Below are 24,101 nucleotides of genomic sequence, written 5' to 3'. Positions count from 1 at the left end.
CCTTTAGCGCTGTCTGGTGTGGCACGAACTCGGGAGTGCCTACCAATGGGGTCAGCCGGTGACGCCGATGCGTTGGGCCAGCGGCACGAGACCGGGTAGGCGTTGGGTGCGGCGGCGTGGCAGTAGCTCGGCGACAAGGACGCGGGCGAGGGTTTGGTGCGGCAAAAGTTCGGGGGTGATGGATTCGGCGTGCCGGATGGTGTTGACGGCGTCGGTGTTGCGCCAGTCGAGGGTTTGGGCGTAGGCGACGGTCAGCAGGTATCGGGCGTGCATCGCGGGTGGGACGGCGTCGGGGGTGGTGACACGGCGGGCGAGGTCGAGGGCGTGGCGGGGTTTGTCGGCGGCGACGGCGGCGTCGACGGCGCGCATGGCTGCGACGGTGGGTCCGAACGCGATACCGGTGTACTTCGATGCGCGGTCGCTACCCATGCGGGCGGCGGCGGCGTCGAGTAGCTGCTGGGCGTCGGTGGCCTCGGTGTGGCGTCCGGCGCGAGTGAGACTCAAGGCGGTGTATCGCAACAGTTCGCCCCATACGGCGAGCTGGTCAACAGTCCCGGTGGATAGTTTCGGTTCGACCTCGTCGGCGGTGGTGGCGGCGATGGTTTCGGCCTCGCTCCACAGACCTTGCCGGGTCAGCACCCATGTGCGGGTGGCTTGCATCGAGGCGACGAGTAGAGGGTCGTCGGCAGCGTCGGCGGCGGCGGTGGCGTGGGTGAGTGCGAGCTGGGCAAGGTCTTCGTGAGCGAGGTGGGTTAGCAGCGATGCGGTCAGTTGCAGAGCTTCGGCGATTCCGGTGTGCGCGTGCCGGGCGACGGTGCCGCTCGCCGAGTGCGCGAGCGCGCGGGCGGCGGTGATGTGGCCGGGCAGGCTGCGCGCCAGGACGGCGTAACGGCCGTGCCAATACATGTCCCACAACTCGCCCAGTTGGGCGCGAAGATCGGCAAGGCTGGGCGGTTCGCCGCTGTGCGGGGTGATGCCGAGGATCGCGCGGCGCAAGTGCAGAACCTCGCCGTTTTCGGCGCCGACGGTCAAACCGCGTGGTTTGCCGATGAGGTCGCCGACGGGCATGTCGAGTGCGTTGGCAATGGCCATCAGCGAATCTATGCGCGCGGAGTTCCGCTGTCCCTGTTCCAGTTTGCGAACCAGGTCGATGGACACGCCCGCGGACTCGGCGAGTGCGGCCTGTGTCATGCGACGGCGTTGTCGGCCCCCGCGGATCACCTTGCCGGGTGTCGTGTCTGCCATGCCTGCCCCTTTTGGTGTGCTGCCTTCCACGTTACGGCCTTGCCCGTGCATACCAAACCTCGCAGGGCATTGGGTGGGACGTCGCGTCCTACTTCCGGAGGGGTGTCGGTGTGTGGCTGGGACACCACGGGACACCTCACAGCACCGGATCAGCCATAGCGTCAAGGGTGCCGGATATCCGGCGATCAGTTCCGATCGATGGAGGTCGACACCATGAACACCAAGAAAACGCCCGCGCGGCGCACCCGTTACGCCCGCCCGACCGTGACGCTGCTGGGCGACGCGGTGAAGCTGACCAACGGCGGGCAGTACAACGACACTCACGACAGCCGCCAGTACTACTACTAAACGGGGGTTGTGATGTCTGTGCGCGTGATGGTGGGACACATCGCCGTTCCCGGTACCACCGTGGTCCATCGCCTCGATGGGGCGCGGTTGGTGAGCCGGGGTGATCGCTTCGCGATCTGGTCGTTGGGGGCTACGTCAGCACGGACAATCACCGGCCCCGATTGGCGGGCGGTGGCCTGGGGCGACCGCATCCCCGAACGCGGGGCGCTGGCCGAGGCTGCCGCCCGCTTCACTACCACTTTCGACCCGCGAACAGTCGCCCCGCTGGCCATCAATGGCGCCGTTGTCGTCCACAGTCCCTCGGTCAGCGTCGTGTGTCCCGACCCGGTCGGCAACGCCCCGGTGTTCTACACGCTGACCGAGCACGGCGTGGTGTTCGCTTCGCACGGCGCGGTGTTGGCGAGTCTGGTCGGCGGGTGCCGCGAACTCGATTGGCTGGTGTCGTGGCTGGCTTCCCCAGCCGGACGCCCGTCGCATCTGAACGCTTCGCCGTGGTCGCGTATCTCGCGTATCGGCCCCGGCCGAGCGCTGATCGTCGACGCCGACGGGTCGGTAAGGCAAGCGGCCCAACCGTTGGCGATTCCCGAGTATCGAGGGGGCGAGCATGTCGAGGTGCTGCGGGAACGGTTGCGTACCGCTGTGACCGAACGGACGGCCGGACAGTCGGTGTCGGCGGACTTGTCGGGCGGGTTTGATTCCACCTCCGTGACTGGTATCGCCGCCGCGTCCACCACCGTCACGACAGCGACCTTGGTACCGCCCGGCCAAGCCTGCGACGACGTGGCGTACGCCCGCATCGCCGCCGAGTCGTTCGGGACTGTCCATCATGAATGGAACCTCGACGATGAGGTCGACCCTTTCACGGCCATGACGCGCGCTCCGGCCACCGACGAACCGTTTTCCGACATGGTCAATCACGCCCGCTTGTCGTGGTGGTTCGAGCGAATCGGTGATTTCGGCACCGGCGTGCACTTGACCGGCAGCGGCGCCGATGCCGTCGTCCTCGCTCCACCGTGCTACCTAGCCGACCTCGCCGCCGATCGACAATGGCGAACCCTGTGGAGGCACGCCGCCGGATGGGCCAAGTTGCGGCACCAGCCGCTCGCCCGTCTCCTGATCAACGCCGCCCGCACCGCCCAGCACGGCCCAGCTCGGCAACTCGCCGAGCACCTCGCCGCACTCCGCGCCCCGGCCCTCACTCGTTCGGCCCCGGTGTGGAGTGACCACGTCGCCTACATAGAACCGTCACCGGTGGCCGCGTGGCTGACCAGGGATGGGCGCGGCGTCCTGGCTGAGGCCCTAGCAGCCGATCCCGGCCCGAGCCAGACCGGCCTGTCGGGGTCGGATGCGGTCGCGCTGGGCATGATCCGCGAATCCGCCGCCGCGCATCGTTGCGAGGTCGACCTCGCAACGGCTCACGGGTTCGGTTTGGCCGCGCCGTTTCTCGACGCCGACGTCGCCGCCGCGTTCCTCGCGGTTCCCGCGTATCACCGCCATTCGCCGCTACGTCAAAAACCCGCGCTCGCCGACGCCGCCGCGCCCTGGCTACCCGCAGCAATACACCAGCGGTCCACGAAGGGCGATTACACCTCGTTGGCGTACCGGGGTCTCGCCGATGCCGTCGAGCAACTTCGCGACCTGGTCGAATCCAGCCGCCTCGCCGCCGCCGGACTCGTCGACCGTGACCCCATCCGTCGCACCCTTTCCACCGCCGCTGTCGGCATCAAAGCACCTGTCCCCGCGCTGGCCCGGTTCTTGGCCGCCGAGGCGTGGCTACGCCAGTCCTCGACGCCGGTCACCTGGTCGATTCTCACCGCATCCGAAATGGAGTACCTACCATGCGACCCGTCCTCGCGCCTGGCACCTGCTACACCGACCTACCCGACGGCGGCGCCGCACTCGTAACACCCACCGGCGGCGATGTCGTCCACCTCGACGCGGTCGCCGCCGCGTTTGTCAAGGCACTGTCCGAACACGAGCGCGATACCGCCGTGACCGTCCTGGCTGAACATTTCGACGTCTCAACGACGACCATCGCCGCCGACCTCGACGACTTCACCGCCACCCTTGTCGACTACGGCGTGATGACCGGCGGTGCGTCATGACGGCGATCATGTCCACCACAACCGGCTCCCGTGTGTCTTGGCTGTTGCGCCTGGCTGCCGTTGCGGTCATGTTCGCCGTTTCCATCGCCGTGCGGCTGATCGCCTTCCACCGCACCCGCAGCATCGCCCGCCGACTCAGTCGCCCGGCGGTGCGTCCTGCGAGCGAGCGCCAGGCCGTGACCGTGCTGGCCGCCATCGATGCCGCCTGTCGGTGGGTGCCAGTGCGTGCGGCTTGTCTTGAGCGGTCCATCGCCGCCGTCGTGCTGCTGCGGTTGCGCCGCAGGCGAGTCGAATGGTGCCACGGCATCAAAACCCAGCCCGTCGCCTTGCATGCGTGGATACAAGTCGACGGGCGCCCCGTGGGCGAACCCGCCGACCCCACAACTACCTACAATGTTCTATTCACCACGCACCACCACGAGGGGACGACCACGTGACAACGCTCGCCGAAGCCATTACCGCTGTCGACACCGACCAGTACGTGAACGAACCCGATGGGCGACCCCTACCGCAATCCAGCGCCCCGGCCATCATCGAAAGCCTGTTGCGACTGGCCGATATCCAAAACGGCCATCGGGTGTGTGAGGTCGGCACCGGTAGCGGCTACTCGACGAAGATCGCCGCAACTGTCGTCGGGCCCACCGGCGCGGTGGTATCGGTCGAAGTCGATCCGGCCGTCGCCGCCCGCGCCGAGACTAAACTCGCCGACACGCCACAAGTGACGGTGATGTGCGGCGATGGCGGTCTTGGGGCACCCGACGCCGCGCCGTTCGATCGACTCATCGCCTGGACCACGCCCCGCGTCATCCCGGCACCGTGGGTGCGTCAGATGCGCGACGGCGGCGTGATCGTCACCCCGGTCAAAGTCGCACCCGTCGCCATGGCCAACCTGACCGTGCGAATGACTGTCACCGGAGGCCAGCCCGCCACGGTCCACGTTCATGAGGGTTCGTTCGTCGACCTCACCCCCAGCGCCGCCGATCAACGCGTACCAGCCTTCTACCTCGACGCCACCGCCGACACCGGCGGCGACATCCCCGCGTGGTTGTCGGCACCCGCCGTACGCGACAACGGCGCCGCTGCGGCCCGATTGCTCGACGGCCTGATGAACCACGCCACCACGATGACCACCGAAGCGGCATCGTTTCCTGTGCTGGTCGCCGCGCTGGCCGCCGCGCGGCCCCACCAGCTCGCCACCGCCTACACCGGCCATACCCGAGGTATCGGCTACGCCACCCCCGACAGCATCGCCGTCGCCACTCCCGAGGGCATCCTCAGCTACGGCACCAGCGAGACCCGCGACGCCCTCGTCGCCGACCTGCCCGCCGCCGATGCGACGCTCGCCGACTACACCGCCGCCACCGCACCCGACGATGACGGTTGGACTGTCGCCGTTACGGGCCGCAGTCAGTAAGGGCCCGCCTCGGCAGAACGGGAATCAGCCGAGGCGGGCGTCGCGCAGGCGATACGGGAGGCGCCGCGCGGGGCCCGGCACCCAGAACACGGACAATCTGGGGGAGCCGCAGCGAGCCTAGATGACGCATGCCAATAATCGAACCTTCGTACGAAATCCTGATGTGGGGCGATGCGATCGGGGGCATGATGCCGGGTGTGGTGGACATGGGTGGTGAGCATGTGCGCGGCGAACACGTGCAGTGGGACACGTGGCTGTGCATGTGGCGCGAGGATGTCGGTCCCGGCCTGGCGGCTGGCGGATTGATCGCGCTCACCGAGCATTACGACGGGCGCGTCGTCGTGAAAATCTGTCTGTCCGGGCGGGCGTGGCATCGCGCGTATCCGACGGAGATCGACGCCCGCGATGCTGTCGCCCGGTACCTAGCCGCAAGCCCACGAGCATGGGAAAATAGCCCGAAGTCGCAGCGCCACCGGCCGACCTCGGAGAGGTGGCGTCCTGACTGGGCGGAGATGCCCGACGGCGCCCCCGACGGCGAGGTTTGGCGCACCGCGCGGCGGCAACCGCGCCGATAGCCGGTACGCGTCCGTTGAGCTGGCGATACAGGGACTTTCGACTTATGTGGCCAGTAACACAGCGGAATAGCATGAGTACTGCGTCCCTGGGCGTCAAGGAACCCTCTTCTTTCCGAACAATTTGGACATATCCGTTTTTTAGAGAAGAAGGAACTTCTTGTACATCCGAAAGCGCGAGCGAATCTCGATCCGAATTAGATACAGATTGGACTATCGGAGTTTGCCGTTGCAGCCGCCGGACAAGCCCCCTTCGAAGTGGCTTACGTTCGTTGGTCTGGTTGCTCCGATCGTCTCGACTATAAAAAGTCTGTTCTTCTGATTGCTGATTGAAAAGGCCCCGTGAAGGGCGGGGCAATTTGGTTCGTAGAAGCAAGGAAGCGGCCCGCTCCGCTACCTCGGAAGAGGCAGAGGGGCGGGCCGTATTGCGCGGGTCTATTCGAGGTCGCTGTCGAGTTTGAGGGGGGCGGAGTATTCAGGCTGCCGGGAGGTGCCCAGCAGGCGCCCGACGACCGGCCACGTGTTCTCGGCCGCGCGCACCACGGCGTAGTAGATGGTGGTGGCGGCGGCGGTCAGGGCGGCGATGATCTCGGTGCGGGCGGCCTCGGGGATATCGAACCCCTTGGACGCCGCCCATGCCAGGACGGCGCCGACCCCGGCGGGGATGCCGGTACGGATGAGGGACGCGAGGTAGTCGGACAAGAGGGTGTCTCCTTTTTAGAGTCGGGTCACGGTCGGCTTTACGCCCTGGTCGCGGCTGGGCGGCGTCGGGGCGCTGGGGGTGGGGGCGATGAGTCCGGGCTCGGGGTCGAGGGAGCCCAGGACGCGGCGCACGCCCTGTTCGGCGGCGGACACGAGGACGTCGTCGGTGATGCCGGTCTTGAGTGCCTCGGCCAGTGCCGCCAGTAGCGCGGGGGCGAGGGTGTCGGCGAGGCTTTGGGCGAGGGAGGCGATTTCGGTGCGGATTGCGGACTGATCGGCCTTCAACACTTCGACGTCGTCGGGAAGCGTTTCGACGTCGGCCATGATCGCCGTGAGTGCCTTGGCAGGCGAGAGGGTCTCGTCGCCGGTGGGGGCGTCGATCATTCCCTTGGTGCGCCAGATCTGTTTAACGTTCGGCATGTGTCTCCTTAATGGTGGGTAGTGGTGCGGGGTGGACGGTGAGTGCCTGGGTGTAGCCGGATGAGGGGGTGTGGTCGTCGGCTATCGCGGTGATGGCGTAGGCGCCGTCAAGGCGGGTGCCGTCGGGGTCGCGAATCGTGATGACGTCGCCGAGGTCGAGTCGGGGGTCGCCGACGATCGAAACGCCGGTGACGGTCGCCCTCGGCCGGGACAAGTCGGCCAGCAACCGCCGGGCGCGCTCGGCCGAGCCGGATTGCCGCCACGGCGCGTCGGGGTCGTCGAACGCGAACGCGCCATATTGGGCGATCGACGCCTCGTCTTTTTCGACGTACTTCTTTGTGGAGGCTTTGACGCTGTGTCCGGCGATGCCCGCCGCCGCCACATCCGAGCTCGCGCCGGTCGCCGAGGCGGTGCCGGTGTCGGGGCTCGGTGGTTTGGTGACCCACACTCGCCGCTTCGCCTTGTTGCGGACGGTGAGGGTGGCGCGGGTGCCGGACACGTCGACCAGTGCGGCGACCACGTACCGGCCCGGAACCGGTCGCCCGGAACCTTGGGGAGTCTTGGCGTAGTCGACGTACACCCACGATTCGCCGCGCGCGGGTGCGGCGGTGACGGACACGCGGGAATCGGCGGCGAGGCAGGGTTCGGCGAATTCAACGTCGAACTCGGCCACCTCGCCGGGGTCGACCGCGCGTGGTCCGTCGAACGTCCACAGCGGCTCTTTGCCCGGTGGTTTGACGACGCCGCCGTGTTCGGTCACTGTGACGTGGTTGCGGACCCGGTCGAGGGAGTCCTCTACCGATAGCGCCGTGATGCGGTCGCGGGTGGTCACCTCGGCCACGGGCAGCCGCACCGCAGCCGGGGGCCCGGTGAACACGAGGCGCCCGTGCGGATCGAAGTAAGTGGCCGAGCCGGTGGCGTCTGCTATGGCGGTGAGGTGGTCCCATGTGGGGGCGGCGGCGAACTCGCCCGGCCAGCGCATCGGGGTGTCGGCGCCGGTGATGAGCGCTGTTGCCGCCCAGTGGTGCCCGTCGAGCCACCCCGCCGAACTCGGGCAGCGGGATATGGCCACGTTGGACAGATTCAGCCAGCTGTCGAGTTCGGCGTTATCGCAGGTCCCCAGCGCGGCGCGAATCCCCGGATACGACAGCCGGATTTCTCGGCCGTTGAAACGCCAGGTCACGGCCGTGTGTCCCTTGGGGGTGGTCGAGACGTGGGCGCCGAAGTGGTTCCACTCGCCCGCGCGCCACCCGAACAGGTTCAAGGGCGGTGCGGCGAACCGCATCCGTCGGCGGCCGTCGGCGCGGGGGACGTCGAGGACGGCGGCCCCCGTCGCGGTGAGCCGCAAGCTCGGCCCGTCGGTCAGCCCCAGCCGGAAGGCGTCGCCGCCGGGTGCTGTGGTGGTGCCGGGCTCGGACTTCACCCATGCCTCGAACCTCACTCCCGTGGCCGGTGGCCTGGTGGGGGCGTCCGCGGGTAGGAATGTCGACGCGGTGCCGGTGATACGGCGCCACCGACGCCGCCCGAAATACCCAGCAAACGCCGCCGGGCCATTCCATGGCGCGGGGACTGACACGAAACCGCCGGTATCCAGGGCGGCGTCGCGGTCGGGTTGCTGCCAGGTGGCGACGGTGGCGGTGTGGGCGTTGGGCCCGCTGACGAACGGCGCGTGCGAGCCGGACATCGGCCAATAGACCAGCGGCCAGTACCCGCGCGCCACGTCGACGCCATGGGCGCGCATCGGCGAGGGCTGGGCATCAAACCCGACCGCGTGCGCCGCATAAGCGATGCACCAGTGCAACGACAGACCGGCGAAGTCGTCGGCCACGGGCGGGAAGGTGAGCGGGTCGCGGGCGGTATCGCGGGCGTCGAGCGCGGTGACGGTCGCCGAGGTCGCCCCGTCGAGAGCCACGGCGCGGACGCCCCCGGTGAACACCCGCGCGAACCTCGGCCCGTCGCCGGACACGGTGACGCCGATATCGACCGTGATCGGGACCGCGAGTCGCTCGCGTCCGGCCAGCGGACCGACGGGGGTGTCGCGCGCCCAAGTGGCGGCAGCCGACAACCCGGTCGCCCCGGTAACGGTGAGGTCGGCTTTCACGGTGCCCGCGCCCTCGACGAGGCGCACCTCTTCGGGGAGTTGCCCGCCGAGCTCGCGGCTTGTCTTGACGGACTCGACGAGGCCGGACACGTCGAGCGGTTCGCCTTGGAATCCGTTCGGCCACAGGCGCACGCGTGAGTGCATGTGCCGCGACGCCGCCGTGATCGCCTCGGCGAAGCTCGGCGGGGTGGGTCTCACTGGCACACCTCCGTTAGTTCGAGCTGTGCGTCGACGTGGCCCAGGTGGGGGATGGTCTGCGACCAGGCGGTGAATTCGACTTGCGGGACCCCGGTGCCGGTGCGTGCCCGCTCGGCCAATGCGGTGCCGTAAGTCATTTCGAGCGAATCGACGCTTATGCGTGCCGGGTCGCAGACACGAGGGGCCACGGTGGTCGCCGCCAACCGGGGGGCGACCCATGCCGCGCCGGACGGCGGGGTGACGTGGGCGGTGACGTGGCGCCAGGTTTCGCCGCCGACGGCCTCGGGGTCGGGGGTGGCGGCCGAGACCAGTTGCCCGGATACGTCGTAGAAGCGCGGGACCCACCCGCACCATGTCGCGGTATCGGGGCGCACCCAGGCACCCAGGTGCACCGGTACGCCCGGCAGCACCGGAAAAGCCCGGGTGCCGTCGGGCAGGCTCGGCCAGCGCGACGGCAGCGCGAGCACCCGCAAGCTCGCGGGGTTGAACGCCCACAGGATCGACGACGGACCGGTGAACGAGCACCGGGTGTCGACTTCGATGGCGCCGTACTCTTCGACCGCGAACCCGCTCGTGTCGCCGCACACGGTGCCGCCGCTGGCCTGGTTCGCCGTGAGGCGGTTGGCGTAGACGGGATCTATCAACGCGTAGGGGCCGGGCCCGTGGTCGCCGCCTGCGAAGGCATCGATGACCTCGGCCTCGCAGGACGTCAGTCGCGAGTACGAGTATTTGAACGTCCGCAGGCCGGAACCGGTGACGTCGACCGAGCGGCCCCCGGCGACGCCGACGTGAATGGCCACCTCGCGCGACCGGATCACCTCGACGTCGGGGGACGGGTCGGGCAGCGCTACCAGGTGTCCGGGGCGGCCCAGCCACACGGCGAACGGATCAATGACAGTGGACATGGGGCTATCTCCTTAGGTTGGACAGACGGGTACCGTGGGCGACGGTTGAGGCGACGGCCTCGGGGCGGGCGCGAACGGCGTCGACGACCATGTCGGCGACCTCGCGCTCGCCGATGCGAACCGAGACGTTCACGCCGCCGGGGCCGTCGGTGTCGGTGCGGGACTTGGGGTGGGGGGTGAAGCCGCGCCAGGGGTCGTAGGCGGCGCGCGCCAGGCCACGCGAGGCCGACACCACGTCGCCGACGGAACCGTCGAGGCCGACCTCGACACCGGCGCCCATTTGGGAGCCGAGCCACGCCATGAGCCGTGACGGCGAGTTGATGCCGAGGAAATCCTTCGCTCCCTCATAGGCGCTTTTGGCGGCGCCGACGGCGGCGTCCTTGATGCGCCCGGCCGCCTGCTTGATACCGCGAACGATGCCCGAGACGATGTTCTTTCCAATTTGTACAAACTTCGCCGGGAGTCCCTTAAGGAACCCGATCACCTTGCCCGGTAGCGCCTTGATGAACGCGATGAAGCGGCCCCAAAAGCGGATGGCCTTGCCGACGGCGGTACCGATGTCGACCGCCAGGTCCAAAAACCAGCCCGCGAGGTCGACGAGCCACTCGACGACGCGCTCGATTCCGGGAACCAGTTTCGACACGAACCATCGCACCAATTTGGACACAACGGGGATGACTTTTTCCTGTATCCATGTCCACACCTGCTGAGCTGCGGGAACGAACTTCTCCCGAAACCACAGGCCGACCTTTTGGATCGCGGGCGCCAGTTTTTCGCTCCATATGGTCGCGAGCTTTTGCCCAAGGGGCGCAAGCTTTTCCTTGATCCACGACCAGGCGCTCGCGGCGGCGGCACTGAACTTTTCGGACAGCCACGCCGACACCTTCGACAGTGCGGGCGACACCTTTTCGTTCCAGACCGAGGCGAGCCACGCGGCGGCGGGTCCGAGCTTTTCCTTCAGCCATCCGTACACTGTGGCTATACCCTTGGCCAGAGCGCCGACGAAAATCTTCGTGATCGTCAGGCTCGGCGTGATCAGCGCGATTAGCCCCTTGACCAGCCCCGACAAGATCGCGGCGGCCACGCGCACGATGAGCCCGAGGATCGGGGCGAGCGCCTGATTGACCGATAGGAACGCCTGAATCACCGGCAAAACGGCGGCGATCACAGTTTGTAGCGCCGATTCAATCGAGCGCCAGGCAGGCATCAGGCTCGCCAGCAAGATCTGTGCAATTTGGACGGCTGGCGGCACCAGTGCCTGAAACAGACTGGCCACCATGGACAAAGCAGAGCCCAGGATGCCGCCCAAAATCGCGCCCAGTTGACCGGCCACGCCCAGCAGGGGCGCCGCTGCGGTGACGATGCTAGCCAGCGCCTCGGCCACGGGCATTAGCCCTGGTAGAAGCTTTGCGACGCCATCGACGAGGGAGCCGGAGAGGGTCTCAAGGGCGGGGCCCAAAATCGTGGCTATCTGGCCGACGGCGGGGCCGAGCACCGAGCCGATGCCGGACGCGAGGTTCTGCAAGGTCGGCAACACGGCGCGCACCACCGACTGAATGCCGCCGAAAAACCCGCTCAGCGCCTCTTGGCCTTCGAGACTGGAGAAGAACTCGCGGGCGGCGCCGGTGATGGTTTCCAGCGTGGCCAGCAGGCCGCCGCCCGAGCTCGACGCGGCCGAGAACACCGAGGCGACGACACTTCCGAGGTTCGACAAGATGCCGCCCACTTGAGACAGTGCGGTCTTAACGCCGTCAACGAACGACGCCAGTTGCCCAGTTTCCGCGGCCTTGCTGATGAACTCGCCGAAGCGCGCGGCCAGTCCACCGGCGGCTTGTCCGGCAGCCGTCAGGCTCGGCGCGAAAGCGCCGATGACCTGGCCGAGCCCGGAAAACAGGGGGCGCATTCCCTTGGCGAGCCCGGCTATCCCGGTCGCAGTGTGGGACAGCGCGGCGTCGAGTCCGGAGGTGAACCCGTCGGACGACAGGCCACCGGCGACGCCCTTGGCCAGGCCGTTGAAGGCGGTGGCGATGGCCGGTAGCCGCTGTTGAAGTTTGGGCAACAGGACGTCGGCGACGCGGGTTATCTGCTTGTCGAGCCCGGCGAACAGGTTGCCCTGAATGCTGGTCTTGAGTCGCTCGAATTGCGGCGACAGCCCGCGTATCGCGGTGACGGCGGCTTGCGCTGAGGGGGCGAGTTGGGCGAATGCGGCCGAATCACCCGACAAGGCGGCGCCCACACCGGACAATCCGAGCTTGAGGACGGCGAAGGCACCCGCCGCGCCGAGGGCGAACGCGGGCAACGCGGCCAGCGCCCCGGCCACGGGGGCCAGTGCTGCGGCCAGTTGTGCCGCACCACCAGCCGCAGCCGCGAGGCTGGTGCCGATGGCGGCGACCTTGCCGATGCCGGCCAGTGCGCCACCGATGCCGGACAGCCCGGCCAGGCTTCCGCCGATGCCCTTGGTGTTGGCGCCCACGGGCACCGTGATGCGGGTGCCTTGTTGCGCCAGGGCGGCGGCGCGGCGCACCTGCCCGGCAAGCTGCCCGGCATCGGCCGCGACGGGGACGCGCACCCGTCCGCCGTCGGCGGCGGCCAGACCCGAGCGCACTTGTGCGGCGAGTTTCGAGGTGTCGGCCGCGACGGGAATGTCGATATCGGACGCATCGGCGGCCAGCGTGTGAAGCTCGGCGCGCACCCGCTCGACATCGCCCGCGTTGGCCGTGACGTCGATACGGAAGGTCTCGCCCGACAGGCGCGCTAGGTCGGTACGCAGTTTCTCGGCGGCGGCGCGGGCGGCCTTGGTGTCGACGCCCAGCGCGGCGCCCTTGATGTGTGACAGGTCGATTTCTTGCGCGGCTGCGGCGGCGTCGCGAATCTGGGCGACCAGGTGCTCGGCGCCTGCGGTATCACCTGAGGCCGACAGTTCAATGTGTCGGCGCGACAGGTCGTCCAATTGCGATTTCAACCGGGCCACTTGCGACAGCGCGGTCGAGGTGTCGGCGTCGACGGCCACGCTCGTCTTGCCGCTGGGGGTGCCCGAGCGCACGGCGGCGGCGAGTTTCGTGGTGTCGGCGGTGACCGGAACCTCGACGCCCCGTCCCGCACCGGCACGGGTCACGGCGGCCTTGACCTGGGTGGCCAGCTTCCCGGCGTCGAGGTCGGCGCCGATGTGCACGACATCGCGCGACGCCGCGACAAGAAACGCCTTCAACTCGGCGGCGAACTTCGTCAAGTCGGGCTTGACGCGCACCGACACCGCCCCAGCGGACAACACCACGACGGCTCACCCCCGCCCCGTGTTCGCGTCGCGTGTGGACTAGCGGTGTTGGCGCACCCGCTTAGCGAGCTGGGCGACGGTGACCGTTCGCGTGGGTTTGGTGGTGGCGCCGGGGCGCGGCACCGGCTCAGGTTTGGCGAGCCTCTTCTTGCTGTGCACCTGGGCGACGGCGTAGGTGGTCGTGTTGGCCGCGTCAATCAAGGCGGCGAGAAGATGGGCGGTCAGATCCCACCCGTCGTGTTCGGACCCGCGTAGCGCCACCGACAGCCGTGACGTAGTCGGCAACTGACCGATAAGGACAACGGCGCGTCGGATCGACAAGCGCCCGGTCCACAGGTCGCCTAGCGTTATTCGGTACGTCGCTTCGAGGTCGGCCTCGACCGCGCCACAGTGGTCGGTGAGGGCGCGGGCGAGGCTGACGATTCCCCCACCGTGGCGCCCAGGGCCTCGAAATACTCCTCGGACAACGCCGTGATGTCGGTTCCGTTGAACGGCGCCTCGTCGAACGCCTCGCGAGTTTCGGCGTCAGGCAAGCCGGATCGAAGCATGTCCTCGGCGACGGCGGCCAGCTCGATAGCGTCAGCGTCGGCCACCTCGCCGCCGCCAGTGACCTTGTCGGCCAGCCGGGCATAGCGGCGAAGCGCGGCGGGTCGGATGTCGGGCCGGTAGAAGACCCACCGTCGCCCGTGCATGTCCGTTTCAAGTACGGGTGAGTTCGGGTCGGTCGTGGCCTCGGCGGCGACGGCGTCGACGTCTGACATGCGAGAAAACTCCTAACAGGATGGAAATCGAATACGGGTGGGTGGGGTGCCCGGCGGGACCGCGATTCGTGGCGCGTCCGCGCGCGGCGGCACCCCACCCACGAGCGGGGCGAGGAAGGTCTAGGCGTCTTGTTTGGCGGTCTTGCGGGTCTTGGCCTTGCGGGACACGGCGACGGGCTTGTCGGGGTAGCCGATGTGCGGCGCCATCAACTCAAGCAGGTACGTAGCGTCGGCATCGTCGAGCACGACAGCCTTAATGGGCAGCGGCGCGAATTCCTCGGGACTGATCTCGGCCTCGTCACCGGGCCCAAGCGATACTTTGGACAGATAGAGGTCGACCTCGGCGTCGCCGTCTTCCAACCTGATGAACAGCGCCCGCTCATAGGGCTTATCGAAATCCCCGGTCACACCGAACACGCCGGGTTCGGGGACCTCGCCGCCACCGAAGTACGCCATGAGGTTCGGGGTGTCGAACTGCAAGCCCATCCAGGTCAGTTCGAACGTCACCTCATCCACAGTGGTTCTGAGTCCCACCCTGTTGCGCCATGTCTTCTTGACGGTCTTTTCGACTTCGAGGGAGATTGTTAGCCCCTCCTCGGAGGTGTGGCCCAAGTCGACCCATGGGGCGGGCGCCTCGGCGCCATACTCGGGGCGAGGAGTTGAGGGTTCGGCGGTGTAGATGTATCCCTTACCGGGAATGATGGTCGCGCCATCAGTGAGCATAGTGGACTCTCCCTAGTGTATGTGGGTGGTGACGGTCGCGACGTACCGAAAGACCCCGGCGGGCGCGTGGTCGTCGGGCAGGAATGCCGGGGCGGCTTCGACGTGCGTGCGCACCAGCACGCCGCCGCTCACCCGCTGGGCGCGCACGGCCAAAAGCGCGGCGAGTACCCGGCGGGCGAGTCCTCGGGCGGCGGCGGGGTCGGGCGCGGCCCACACGGAGATGACGAGGCGGGCGGCTTCGCGGTGGAGGCCACCGCGCGCCGAGGCCGAGGTGATGGGTCCGCCGGTTTGACTGATGTGGATGTACGGCAGGTGTTCGGCGAGCTGGTCGGGTACGAGGGTGCCGACGACTGCCTCGGGTATGGCGGTGCGGATGATGTCGACAACGGCGGTTACGGGGTCGGGCAGGGGCACGGGTTCACCCCCTCGCCGGTTAGGTCACCGCGTCGAGGGCGCGGGCGAGAACGTGCTGGCCTTCTACATAGGTGGATTCGTTGTGGTGGCCGAACTCGACGGCGGCGGAATGTTCGGCGGTGGCGTTGACGTGGTAATCGACCTTGCCCTTGGCGATCTCCAGCGACTCGACATAGTCGCGGGACTTCCCGCGCGGGGCGTCGGCTGTGGCGGCGGTGAGGACGTCGCGGGCGACCGAAGCGAGGGCGGCGTCGACGACGGCCGAGCGGGCGATGCGGTGGCGGGTCCGTCTGTCGTCTTTAACCGTGACGCGGGGCATCAGCGAGGGCGCGGTCGCGGCGGATCTCGGCGCGCCACATCCGCAACGTTCCGTCGGGGCTTTGGTGGTCGATCGGGTCGCCGACCATGACCCACCGCCACCCGTCCCAATCCAGCGCCGCGTACGCGTCCAGCGCCGGACAAAACGTGCCCGACAGGTAGGCCACCGCCTCGACGCGGGTTTGTTGGGAGGGGCCGCCCTTGCCCGCCTCGACTGTGGTCACCGCTGACGCGTGCGGCTGGATATTGGCCGGGACCGGTACCCCCTCCAAGCTCGGCCACCGTACGGCGTTGCCATCGGAGTCGCTGCGGTACTCGGACGGGTACACGATCGGTGTGTGTGGGTACAGCACAAGATCACATCCTCACGGCAGGGTCCGACACCGGCGTTCCGCCGAGCGTCACGTCGCGTTCGACTGGGACCGACACCACTCCGCTCGCCTCGGTGAGTTTCACCAAGGCGTCGACCTCGCCCTCGGTGAGGTAAACACCGGCCGGACCCGAACCGCCGAACCGCCGCCCGTAGTCGCCGAGGTTTTCGGCCGACAGTCCTTGCGGGTTGACGATGGCGCGCTCGGCGGCTTTCAGCGTGATCGATACCGCCAGGTCGGGCGCACCGTTGGTCCACCGGCGCCCGGCCACTGCGCGCACTTCGGCGCTAACCCCGGCCAGTACCGCGCCCGCGCGTTGCCGCCGCCGACCAACCAGCGGCTCGGCGAGCAGGGTTTCGAGGGCGTCGATACTGGCCAACGGCGGCGACGCCGAGGCCGTCACACCGCCGCCTTCTTGCGTCCCGGTTTCGGGGCCGGGAGCGCGACGGTGTCGGGCATCGTGATCTTGACGGCCCGAACGAACTTCTTCGGGTCGGTGGTCTCCGGGGTCTTGTCGCGCGGCGGGTCGGGAACGAAGGCCGTACCGCTGAAGGTGTGCACGATGCTGCGGTCTTGCATGTAATCCGAGTCGTAATCACGAACCCAGGTCATCGCCAGATCCCCATAGGACTGGCTTTGTCCGAAGGGGGCGCCGTCGGGCACGATCGGGGCCCGCAGCGCGAACACATAGGCGGTCCTGTGGAACAGGTAGGCCGTGCCGGGGTCAATGGCGTTGGACAGGTAGACAGGGAACTGTCGAAGCTTCCCGATCTCGGCGTTACGCAGCGCGGTGTTGTCGCCGCTTTTATCCACTCTGGTCAGACCATCGGCCTTGAGGATCGCGGCCTCGACGTCGGCGCCGACAACGGCGACCCGGTCGGCGACCGGCACCGACTCGACGTTGAGGGCCCGGCGGGCGTCGACGAACGTGTCCTCGGGGTGGGCGACGTCGAGGGTGAGCTCGGTTTCGTACGGCGCGGCGGCCATGGTCTCGGCGATCTGGTTTTCGAGATCCTCGGCTATCGCGCGGGTCTGGGGCGCCAAGATCTTCGCCCCGAAATTCGTGATGTCGAGAGTCATCTCTTCGTCCGTGACGTCAATGGCACTGATGACATGCTCGGTCAAGGTGACGTCGACCTTGGTTTCCTTGAGCTTCTTGGCGACGATCTTGCCGCGCGGTTCGACACGCATCCGGCGGCGCTGTGCCTTGGTGCGGGCCGGAACCCTGATGGACACGGTGTCGTCGTCGGCGCCGTCGAAAGACTCGACAGCGTCACGCCACACCAGACCGGGAAGCACGATGTCGCGCTCAAGCAAACCCAACGCCGTGGCGGCGATGACGGACGGTTTCAGAAATTGGTTGTTCATAGTCCACCCTTTGTGGATCGGGGCGCGCGTGCGCCGGGGCTAGTAGTGGGGGCGGCGAGCCGCGACCTGGGCGGCCAGCCGCGCCGGGTCGGTGTCTTCCGGTGGTTGTTCCGGTGTGGTGCCGGAACGAAGTTCGGCGACCGGGCGGCGCCTGGCGCCGCGTGACGGGGCGGGCCGGTTGAGGGTGTGGGCCCAATCGATGAGTGCCTGTGCCCGTGCCGCGAGGGTCTTGCCGTCGCCGTCGCCCAACAGCGCGACGACCGGCTCGGGCATCTGATGCTGTTCGCCGATCCGGGCGCGGGCGGCGGCGCGTTCCTCGGCGAGTTGCTGCTCAAGACTCGTGACGCGCTGGGCGAGCTCGTCGGTGCCGCCGGGGCCGGTGGGCGCACCGGCCTTGCCGCGAGCGACCTCGGCGCGCAAGTTGGTAATGAGCTTCCACGCCGTCTCGGCGTCGAACGGCTGGCCGGTGCGCTCCCATGGCGGCGCCTCCGGCGGGGAGTCCGCGGGGGCGGGTGCCGGTGGCGGCGGTGCATCGCCGGAAGTTCCGGAGTCGCCCGCGGTTGTTCCGGTCGCCGCGGGGGTGGTTCCGGAAGCCGCGGCCGGGGGTTCCGGCGGAACTTCCGCCAAGGTTCCGCTCTCTTCGCCGGTGGCTCCGGTGCCGGTGGCGGCGTCTTCCGGTGTGGTGCCGGGTGTTGTCGGCATGGGGTGTCCCTCCTGTGGACTTGCTCGGGGTGCGTACGCCGCGCGGACCCGTGTCTCACGGGCTCACGCGGCGGCGGGGTTTCTATGCGGTGTGGTCGATGCGGCCGGGCCGCAGGCGGGCGTATTCGCGCACGAACACCACGGCCAGCACCCGCAAGCTCGCCGACCCGCTGATCGGGTAGGGGCATGCTGTGATCGGTAGCCCTCGGGCGGCGGCGAACCGTGCGGCCCGTATCGCCTGGGCGCGTTGAGTATCGGTGGGGGTCATATGAAGTCCCGCCCATTGCTTTGCATGGCCGTGACGGCGGCGGCGGCGCGGTCGGTCTCGCGTCCGAGCACCTGGGCCCGGTACTCGGTGAACGTCATGCGCCCGTGCTCGCTCCACCAGCGCAAGAGATCCTCTGAGGCGTACTTGCGGGCGCGGGCGGTGGTGCCTGAGAACAGCGACAGCGGGTTCACGTCGGCGGCGCGCCCGGCTTTGGACAGCATGTGCCCGGCGGTCGCGTCCTCGGCGGCCACGTAGGACACCTGCACGTATTCGTCGTACATGCGCCGCACCGCCTCGTCGCGGGTTTCGCCGGTGTAGCGGTGGGCGTCGACTTCGGCGGCACGGGCTTGGCGGTCGAGCTCGTCGGCGTCGACGCCATGGGCTTCGGCGTAGGCGTCTTGCCAGTCCCACCCCTGCGACACGAGTTCCTCGACTCGTCGCTGTTCGGGCGTGAGCTCCTCGACGCCCTGGGCGACGTCGCCGCCGTCGGGTACGTCGCGGCGGTCCATTTCGGCGGTAATCGCGGCGACCGCGTTCTCGTCGGCGGCGTGCTCGCCGAACAGCGCGAACAGCTCGTCATCGGACAGGCGCGACAGGTCGCCCAGCGGGCCGGGCCCGGTTCCGGTCTCGGCGGGCGCGGCGTCGGGTTCCGGTGCGGGCGCTGGTTCTTCCGGCGGAACATCCGACCGTGTTCCGGCCCGGTCGGTATCGGGTTCCGGCAGCGGTGGGTGTTGTTCCGCCTCGGCCCGGCGAGCGTCGGCGCGCTTGCGGCGGCGGGCGTCGGCCGATTGGGTCGGTGAGGCGGCGGCGACGGCGCGGCGAAACGCCCGGCGGGCGTCGGCCCCGGTGCGTCCCTTGGTGGCGTCTTGCCACAGGGCGTCGAACTCCCGGCCAGTGCCGGGCCACGGGGCGTCGTAGCTGTAGAGGGGTTCGGCGGTGCACTGGCACCCGTCGTGATACGGGACCCGGCGGCCGGTGAACTTCTTCCCGCGATACCTGCCGCCGTCGGGGTTGGCGCGAAGGAACGCGGCGTATTCGGGGGTGGTCTCGCGACGCAACACCGCCGAGACTTCGGACAGGAACACCGGCCCTCGTGAGGCTTGCATCGCGCACAACCAACACGGGTCGGCGTCGGTGACCCGCACGAACCCGAGGCACTCGGCGTCGGCGTCGACGGCGGCGTGCACACTGTCGCGTCCGCCGTTGAGGACGTGGCGGGCGGCGGCGGCCTCGGCGCGGGTTTCGCCGATATGCACCGCCTCGGCCAGCGTCGCGCCTTGGCCGGTCGCGTGTTTGATCGCGACCGGCCCGCACACGATGAGGGAGGTACGGACCGCGTCGCGGTTGCCCGTCTCGGCGGCGAGATCCGGTAGCGGGGCGTGGATGCCTTTGGCGGCGCGGTGGGCTTGGTAGTAGTCGAGTCCGGCCTCGGCCGAGGTTTTGCGGTAGACGTCGACGAGTTGCTCGGCGACCGGCAGCCACAGGGGTGTTGTGGCGTCAAGACGCCGGGGGTCGAGCAAGTTGCGTAGCGCTTCGATGAACGCGACGGCGAAGTTAGCCCGAAGCCGCTCCTGTTGCTGCTGATGCTGCGACGTCAGCCGCGTTGATGACGTTGTCGAGCCCACCGTCGCCCCCCGCCGTCTGGTTGACGTGGTCGGCCAACTTGGACAATGGGTCGGCGGCGCGGTCGGTGGCGCGCATGCGTTGCCACGCCTCGATATCCGTCTGAGTGACGCCAGGGATGCGCGGCCACAGTGCCTCGACCGGTACCTCTAGGGTCTGGGCGAGCTTGCCGAGCGCGTCGGCGATTTGGGCGAGGCTGCGGCCTTCCATGTCCCGCCACGAGACTTGAGCCGAGGTGTCGGCGTCGCCGCCGAGCACCAGCTCGCACAGGCGCAAGACCTTCTCCCAGCACTCACCGAACACGGCTTGCGTCTCGGCGCGGCGCCGGTTCGCCCCATCGCGGGCGGCGGTGATGGCCTCGGCCGACAGGTTCACGAGCTGGCCGAGCAAATCGGACGGTGGGGTCTGGGAGACGACGGCCATGTGCCGCACCGCCGCGTCGATCGAATCCAGCAGCGGCCGAAGGTCGGTCTCGTCGAGCTGGGAAAACTTCGTGTCGGGGTCGGTGGCCATCAACAGTCGGGCGGCGTCGACCGGCAGCGGTACCGGGTTGCCGTCGTCGTCGAACTTCGGCGCCATGCCCGAGACCGTGCGGATCTTGAACGAGCTAAACGTCTGGGCGACCAAAAGGTCGAATGTGGATTGATTCGCCCTGTCCTGTAGAGCGATGAGCGGCTCGACCTCGCCGAGCGCGCGACCCTCAAGGTCGGGCAAGTGCCGAAACTCCACAACGGGAGTCACCCCGGCGCCGTGCTCGTAGGAGTCCTCGGGCGCCAGGTCGCCGCCGTCGGCCGAGGTGGAGGTGAACACGTGCACGGTCTCGTCGTCGTAGAACCACACCCGCCGACCGCTCTTGCCCTCGACGGTCGCGCTCGCCCAGCGAACGGCGTACTCGGGCCATTCGTCGTCGTCATCGGCGTAGGCGGCGATCATGCGGCGCGGCGAGTACCCGCGCACCGTCGGCACCGCCTCGGCGCCCTCGGCGTCCTTCCCGGGGACGACCACGACATAGGCGCGTCCGTATGACAAGGCGGCGCGGTGAATCGCGCTTTGCCTGGCGTCGAGTCCGTTGTGTTGCCAGTGCCGCCACGCGCTCGCGGGTTCGTCGGTGTCGCCTGAGCGGTAACCGTCCACATAGAGGCTCTGCGCCAGGCCGTTGACGACCAACGGAAGAAGGTTCGTTACCGACCTTTGCGCAAGGATCTTGTACTCGCGTGACGCCTTGCGGGGGGTGTACGGGCCGTCATGCTCACCACGCAAGTACTTGTCGATCCTGTCGAGCCGTTCGGTCTCGTCGCTCAGGCGGGCCAGCAGCTCGACGGCGGTATCGGTGGGGGTGGGCACGTACACTCACCCCCACCGATCGTGTGTCAAGGAAGGATTTCGGGGGGCGCGCTATCAGTTGGACGCTGACTTTCCAAATGGCCTCAACTGTCATCACGTTGACGGCAGTCATCGTGGCCATGTACACGACGTGGCGGTCACGTCGAGACCGAGCGAATGACGACGAGGCAGCAGCCAGGGCACAAGCGAACCTCGTCATAGTCGATACCCGCAAACCAACCGAGGCATCCGACGGCACAGGCGCGTTGAAACCTAAGGTTGAAATGAGGGCGGTAAACCACAGCGACACCCCCATCCTTGAACTTTGGGCTGAGGTTGTGTGGAGTAATGACTCAGACGAGCCGATTACAACGACGGATTGGCACCGAATTCTGCTCGCCACCAAGTCGGCCGAGTTCACCGTCAGGTGCCCGTTCAGCAAATGGCAACTTCTAAAGTGGCGATACAGATGGACCGACCATTATGGCCGACAGTGGTGTGTCTGCAATGCACATGCACCGCATCCAAAGCGGTATCGCGATGGCCAATCGGTCCATGATTCCTAGTCGCGGGCGGCGGCGATGATGGCCTCGGCGCATTCGGCCGGGTCAGTATGCATCAAATCGTGCGACTCACCGGCCACCCGGATGACGCGCACCCCGGCGCCCAGCCGCTCGCCGAACGCCGAGTACCAGCCGTCGGGGCCGAGCAGGACATCGCCGGACACGTCGATATAGGAGATACCGACCTCGCCGTCGGCGACCAGGGTCTCGAAACCGGACTGATCGACTCGGACTGAAAAGGTGGTGTCGCCCTGGGGCGACAGCTCGGCGAACACCTCGCGCGTCGCGGCCTCGTCGGCGGTGGACATGAACCCGTTGCGTACAAAGGCGTAGTCCGGGGGGATCACGCCGTCGTCGTTGGTGGAGTTGAGCAGGTTGTCGCGCAGGGCCTCGGGCAGGACGTCGTACAGGGACTCGCCGTCGGACAGCACGAACGCGACCAGAAACACCAGCCGGGACAGGCGGTCGGCGATGCGCGGGGCGGCCTGCGAGATGTAGACGCCGCCCAGCGAGTGACCGACAAGCGCCACATTTGTCAGGTCGTTTTCTTCGATGTACTCGACGATGGAGTCGACCGCCCCGTCGAGGGTGGTCGTGCGGTCGCCGTCGGGTCCGTGCCCGGCGACGGTTGGGGTGTGCACCTCGTAGCCCTGGGCGCGCAGGTGTTCGGCGGTGTCGTCCCAGGCGCGGCCGTCGTGCCACGCGCCGTGAATCAGAACAAGGGTAGGGGTGTTGGTGCTGTTCATGGTTTCCTCTCGGTTGTTGGGGTTGGGCTACAGGGCCCAGACTTCGCCGGTGCGTTGGCGTCCGGCACCGGTGGCGAGTACGTCGGCGCGGGCAATGCGGGCAAGGCACATCGCGGCTACGGCGTCAACCTTGCGGGAGCTGGTTCGGGATTCCTTGCCGAAGGACAGCCCCCACCGATTCGGTCGGCGTCGTGCGTTGAGGACGTGTCTACGTAGGATCGGATTGCCGGTGTGTTTCAACGTCCCGTCGGTGATCGCCGACAGCGTCGCCTCGGCGCCCCGCAACACGAATTCCTTGGCATGGCTTCGCATGTCCCACCCGAAGAGCGACTTAGGGCTCGCCTTGTGCCGCACGACGTCGGCGTACCTGATCGACCAGGTATCGATATAGGACTCCCAATAGGCGACGTCGCTGTAATCGGCGGCGACGTCATAGGTGGCGATGAGGTGGTCGACCATCTCGTCGACCTGGTCGCGCGGCACGCGCCAGTCATCGCCCGCCGGTCCGTCGGGTTTCTCCCACACCGCCGCCAGGTCGACGAGGCCGTCGTCGACGCGGCACAACACGATGGCGGTGGAGTCGTCCGACACCGACCCGTCGAATCCAATAGTGACGGTGTCGCCGGGTTGAATCCGGTCGGTGGTCTCGCACGAGTCCCACTCGTGGGCGGCGCACCACGCGTCCTCAGCGGCGGTGACGTGGTTCAAGTAGTAACGCCGCGAGACGCTGGGCGGGGTGGCCGGGTCCCAGATTTCGCCCATGACCCGATCGAGGTCAACCCAATGACTGTCACCGTAGGCGGCGCGAAGTCCCGCCCGCAGGGACTCGGGGTCGCTCATGTCCGTGTCGGGCGGTGCCTCGCGGGAGTCGTACAGGATGCCGGTGTCACGCGAGCGGCCCTCGACCATCGAAAGCCACGCCTCATAGGACGACTCAGCGACGGAATCCTCGCCGGGCAAGTGCGCGTTACCGATCTCGGTGCTTCGCGCCGCGCCGTCGCGGCTCTTGCCGAGGTTGCGACGGATCACCTCGGACATGGCTTGGCCGCCGTTGGACGGCAACCAGTTCTGAGGCTCCCCGAGAACCACATAGGACGGTCGGGGGCCTTCCAGGCTTCGCGGGGATGAGGTCACCGCATGCAGACGCCCGCGCGGGGTATAGATGAGGGTCTTGCCGACGTCGAGCGAATAGTCGTCGACCAGCGAACCGTATTCCAGCATGGACAGAATCAGCGACATCGTGTTGACCGTCTGCGCCTCGGACGTCGCGGCAATCTGCACCCACGGGGACGGATGCGGCACCGCGACCGGCTGGCCTTGGGCGTTGGTGCCTCCGTAGCGGCACGGGCCCAACAGCTCGACCAGCGACAGCACGGCGGCGACCGGGTCCTTGCCCCAGCCCTTCGACCGGCGCAAGATCGACCGGCGGTACAGGAACCGCCCAGCCTCGTCGATCGCGTACCACCACAAAACGTGTCGGACCTGCTCAGGCGTTGCCCGCCACGGGTTCCCGGCATAGGGGCCGTCGGGCTGGTGGAGATAAGCGGCCGTCCACGCCAGGACTTCCCAGCCGAGAGTGCGCTCGGGTAGTCCGCGGGGGCCGGTCATGATGGCGCCCAATTCATCGCGCCACGTCG

26 protein-coding genes are annotated in these 24,101 nt (G+C 68.1%); 6 read left to right on the top strand and 20 right to left on the bottom strand.

Features of this window, described 5'->3' with window-relative positions; genetic code table 11:
• Window positions 1–51: 51 nt before the first annotated feature.
• Window positions 52–1,245 (bottom strand): helix-turn-helix domain-containing protein, encoded by a 1,194-nt coding sequence (locus tag SNAS_RS34780; RefSeq protein WP_013019465.1) that lies wholly within the window; start codon window positions 1,243–1,245, stop codon window positions 52–54.
• Between the two features lie 213 nt (window positions 1,246–1,458).
• On the opposite strand from SNAS_RS34780, the gene SNAS_RS37230 reads away from it, so the two are divergent.
• The 6 genes from SNAS_RS37230 to SNAS_RS20915 all read left to right on the top strand — a co-directional run bounded on the left by SNAS_RS37230 (window position 1,459) and on the right by SNAS_RS20915 (window position 5,687).
• Window positions 1,459–1,593 carry a hypothetical protein gene (locus tag SNAS_RS37230; protein WP_013019464.1) on the top strand — a complete coding sequence of 45 codons (135 nt, stop codon included), beginning with the start codon at window positions 1,459–1,461 and terminating at the stop codon, window positions 1,591–1,593.
• Between the two features lie 12 nt (window positions 1,594–1,605).
• Window positions 1,606–3,498: an albusnodin/ikarugamycin family macrolactam cyclase gene (locus tag SNAS_RS20935; RefSeq protein ID WP_013019463.1), complete on the top strand. Its 1,893-nt coding sequence runs from the start codon at window positions 1,606–1,608 to the stop codon at window positions 3,496–3,498.
• The gene (locus tag SNAS_RS20930) at window positions 3,432–3,698 is read left to right on the top strand and encodes a PqqD family protein (RefSeq protein WP_041625084.1); all 267 of its coding nucleotides are present in this window, start codon (window positions 3,432–3,434) and stop codon (window positions 3,696–3,698) included. The genes SNAS_RS20935 and SNAS_RS20930 overlap by 67 nt, the downstream gene beginning before the upstream one ends.
• A complete protein-coding gene (locus tag SNAS_RS20925) occupies window positions 3,695–4,135 on the top strand; it encodes a lasso peptide biosynthesis B2 protein (RefSeq protein WP_013019462.1) in 441 nt (146 codons plus the stop codon). Before SNAS_RS20930 ends, SNAS_RS20925 begins: the two co-directional genes overlap by 4 nt.
• Window positions 4,132–5,112 carry a protein-L-isoaspartate O-methyltransferase family protein gene (locus SNAS_RS33070; protein WP_013019461.1) on the top strand — a complete coding sequence of 327 codons (981 nt, stop codon included), beginning with the start codon at window positions 4,132–4,134 and terminating at the stop codon, window positions 5,110–5,112. The genes SNAS_RS20925 and SNAS_RS33070 overlap by 4 nt, the downstream gene beginning before the upstream one ends.
• A 128-nt stretch (window positions 5,113–5,240) precedes the next feature.
• Window positions 5,241–5,687, top strand: a complete 447-nt coding sequence (locus SNAS_RS20915; RefSeq protein WP_013019460.1) for a hypothetical protein — start codon at window positions 5,241–5,243, stop codon at window positions 5,685–5,687.
• A 432-nt stretch (window positions 5,688–6,119) separates the two neighbouring features.
• Here SNAS_RS20915 and SNAS_RS20910 read toward each other — a convergent pair whose 3' ends face one another.
• From SNAS_RS20910 to SNAS_RS20825, 19 genes are all read right to left on the bottom strand, one after another.
• A complete protein-coding gene (locus SNAS_RS20910; RefSeq protein ID WP_013019459.1) occupies window positions 6,120–6,386 on the bottom strand; it encodes a hypothetical protein in 267 nt (88 codons plus the stop codon).
• Window positions 6,387–6,401: 15 nt separating this feature from the next.
• The gene (locus SNAS_RS20905) at window positions 6,402–6,806 is read right to left on the bottom strand and encodes a hypothetical protein (protein WP_013019458.1); all 405 of its coding nucleotides are present in this window, start codon (window positions 6,804–6,806) and stop codon (window positions 6,402–6,404) included.
• Window positions 6,793–9,105, bottom strand: coding sequence for a hypothetical protein (locus SNAS_RS20900; RefSeq protein ID WP_013019457.1), 2,313 nt, complete (start codon window positions 9,103–9,105; stop codon window positions 6,793–6,795). The genes SNAS_RS20905 and SNAS_RS20900 overlap by 14 nt, the downstream gene beginning before the upstream one ends.
• Window positions 9,102–10,010, bottom strand: a complete 909-nt coding sequence (locus tag SNAS_RS20895; RefSeq protein ID WP_013019456.1) for a hypothetical protein — start codon at window positions 10,008–10,010, stop codon at window positions 9,102–9,104. Before SNAS_RS20895 ends, SNAS_RS20900 begins: the two co-directional genes overlap by 4 nt.
• A gap of 4 nt (window positions 10,011–10,014) precedes the next feature.
• The gene (locus SNAS_RS20890) at window positions 10,015–13,284 is read right to left on the bottom strand and encodes a phage tail protein (protein ID WP_013019455.1); all 3,270 of its coding nucleotides are present in this window, start codon (window positions 13,282–13,284) and stop codon (window positions 10,015–10,017) included.
• 39 nt (window positions 13,285–13,323) lie between these two features.
• Window positions 13,324–13,569 (bottom strand): hypothetical protein, encoded by a 246-nt coding sequence (locus SNAS_RS20885; protein ID WP_211207211.1) that lies wholly within the window; start codon window positions 13,567–13,569, stop codon window positions 13,324–13,326.
• A gap of 62 nt (window positions 13,570–13,631) precedes the next feature.
• A complete protein-coding gene (locus SNAS_RS20880) occupies window positions 13,632–14,045 on the bottom strand; it encodes a hypothetical protein (RefSeq protein WP_013019453.1) in 414 nt (137 codons plus the stop codon).
• A gap of 120 nt (window positions 14,046–14,165) precedes the next feature.
• Window positions 14,166–14,768, bottom strand: coding sequence for a phage tail tube protein (locus SNAS_RS35315; protein ID WP_013019452.1), 603 nt, complete (start codon window positions 14,766–14,768; stop codon window positions 14,166–14,168).
• Window positions 14,769–14,780: 12 nt separating this feature from the next.
• The gene (locus tag SNAS_RS20870) at window positions 14,781–15,182 is read right to left on the bottom strand and encodes a hypothetical protein (protein WP_013019451.1); all 402 of its coding nucleotides are present in this window, start codon (window positions 15,180–15,182) and stop codon (window positions 14,781–14,783) included.
• A 19-nt stretch (window positions 15,183–15,201) separates the two neighbouring features.
• On the bottom strand, window positions 15,202–15,501 hold the full coding sequence (locus SNAS_RS20865; RefSeq protein ID WP_013019450.1) for a DUF5403 family protein: 300 nt from the start codon (window positions 15,499–15,501) through the stop codon (window positions 15,202–15,204).
• On the bottom strand, window positions 15,482–15,853 hold the full coding sequence (locus tag SNAS_RS20860; RefSeq protein WP_013019449.1) for a hypothetical protein: 372 nt from the start codon (window positions 15,851–15,853) through the stop codon (window positions 15,482–15,484). Before SNAS_RS20860 ends, SNAS_RS20865 begins: the two co-directional genes overlap by 20 nt.
• 4 nt (window positions 15,854–15,857) lie before the next feature.
• Window positions 15,858–16,274 (bottom strand): hypothetical protein, encoded by a 417-nt coding sequence (locus SNAS_RS20855; protein WP_013019448.1) that lies wholly within the window; start codon window positions 16,272–16,274, stop codon window positions 15,858–15,860.
• The gene (locus SNAS_RS20850; RefSeq protein ID WP_013019447.1) at window positions 16,271–17,239 is read right to left on the bottom strand and encodes a major capsid protein; all 969 of its coding nucleotides are present in this window, start codon (window positions 17,237–17,239) and stop codon (window positions 16,271–16,273) included. The genes SNAS_RS20855 and SNAS_RS20850 overlap by 4 nt, the downstream gene beginning before the upstream one ends.
• A gap of 39 nt (window positions 17,240–17,278) precedes the next feature.
• Window positions 17,279–17,941, bottom strand: a complete 663-nt coding sequence (locus SNAS_RS20845) for a hypothetical protein (protein WP_013019446.1) — start codon at window positions 17,939–17,941, stop codon at window positions 17,279–17,281.
• Window positions 17,942–18,023: 82 nt separating this feature from the next.
• Window positions 18,024–18,209, bottom strand: coding sequence for a hypothetical protein (locus SNAS_RS35310; protein WP_013019445.1), 186 nt, complete (start codon window positions 18,207–18,209; stop codon window positions 18,024–18,026).
• Window positions 18,206–19,834 (bottom strand): VG15 protein, encoded by a 1,629-nt coding sequence (locus tag SNAS_RS20840; protein ID WP_483012338.1) that lies wholly within the window; start codon window positions 19,832–19,834, stop codon window positions 18,206–18,208. The genes SNAS_RS35310 and SNAS_RS20840 overlap by 4 nt, the downstream gene beginning before the upstream one ends.
• Window positions 19,764–21,176: a phage portal protein gene (locus tag SNAS_RS20835; RefSeq protein ID WP_013019443.1), complete on the bottom strand. Its 1,413-nt coding sequence runs from the start codon at window positions 21,174–21,176 to the stop codon at window positions 19,764–19,766. The genes SNAS_RS20840 and SNAS_RS20835 overlap by 71 nt, the downstream gene beginning before the upstream one ends.
• A gap of 541 nt (window positions 21,177–21,717) precedes the next feature.
• Window positions 21,718–22,464, bottom strand: coding sequence for an alpha/beta fold hydrolase (locus SNAS_RS20830; RefSeq protein ID WP_013019442.1), 747 nt, complete (start codon window positions 22,462–22,464; stop codon window positions 21,718–21,720).
• Window positions 22,465–22,491: 27 nt separating this feature from the next.
• Window positions 22,492–24,072 (bottom strand): terminase large subunit, encoded by a 1,581-nt coding sequence (locus SNAS_RS20825; protein WP_013019441.1) that lies wholly within the window; start codon window positions 24,070–24,072, stop codon window positions 22,492–22,494.
• Window positions 24,073–24,101: the final 29 nt, after the last annotated feature.

This window comes from Stackebrandtia nassauensis DSM 44728 (genome assembly GCF_000024545.1).
Taxonomy (GTDB): Bacteria; Actinomycetota; Actinomycetes; order Mycobacteriales; family Micromonosporaceae; genus Stackebrandtia; species Stackebrandtia nassauensis.
This window is presented reverse-complemented; position numbering and strand designations above follow the sequence as displayed.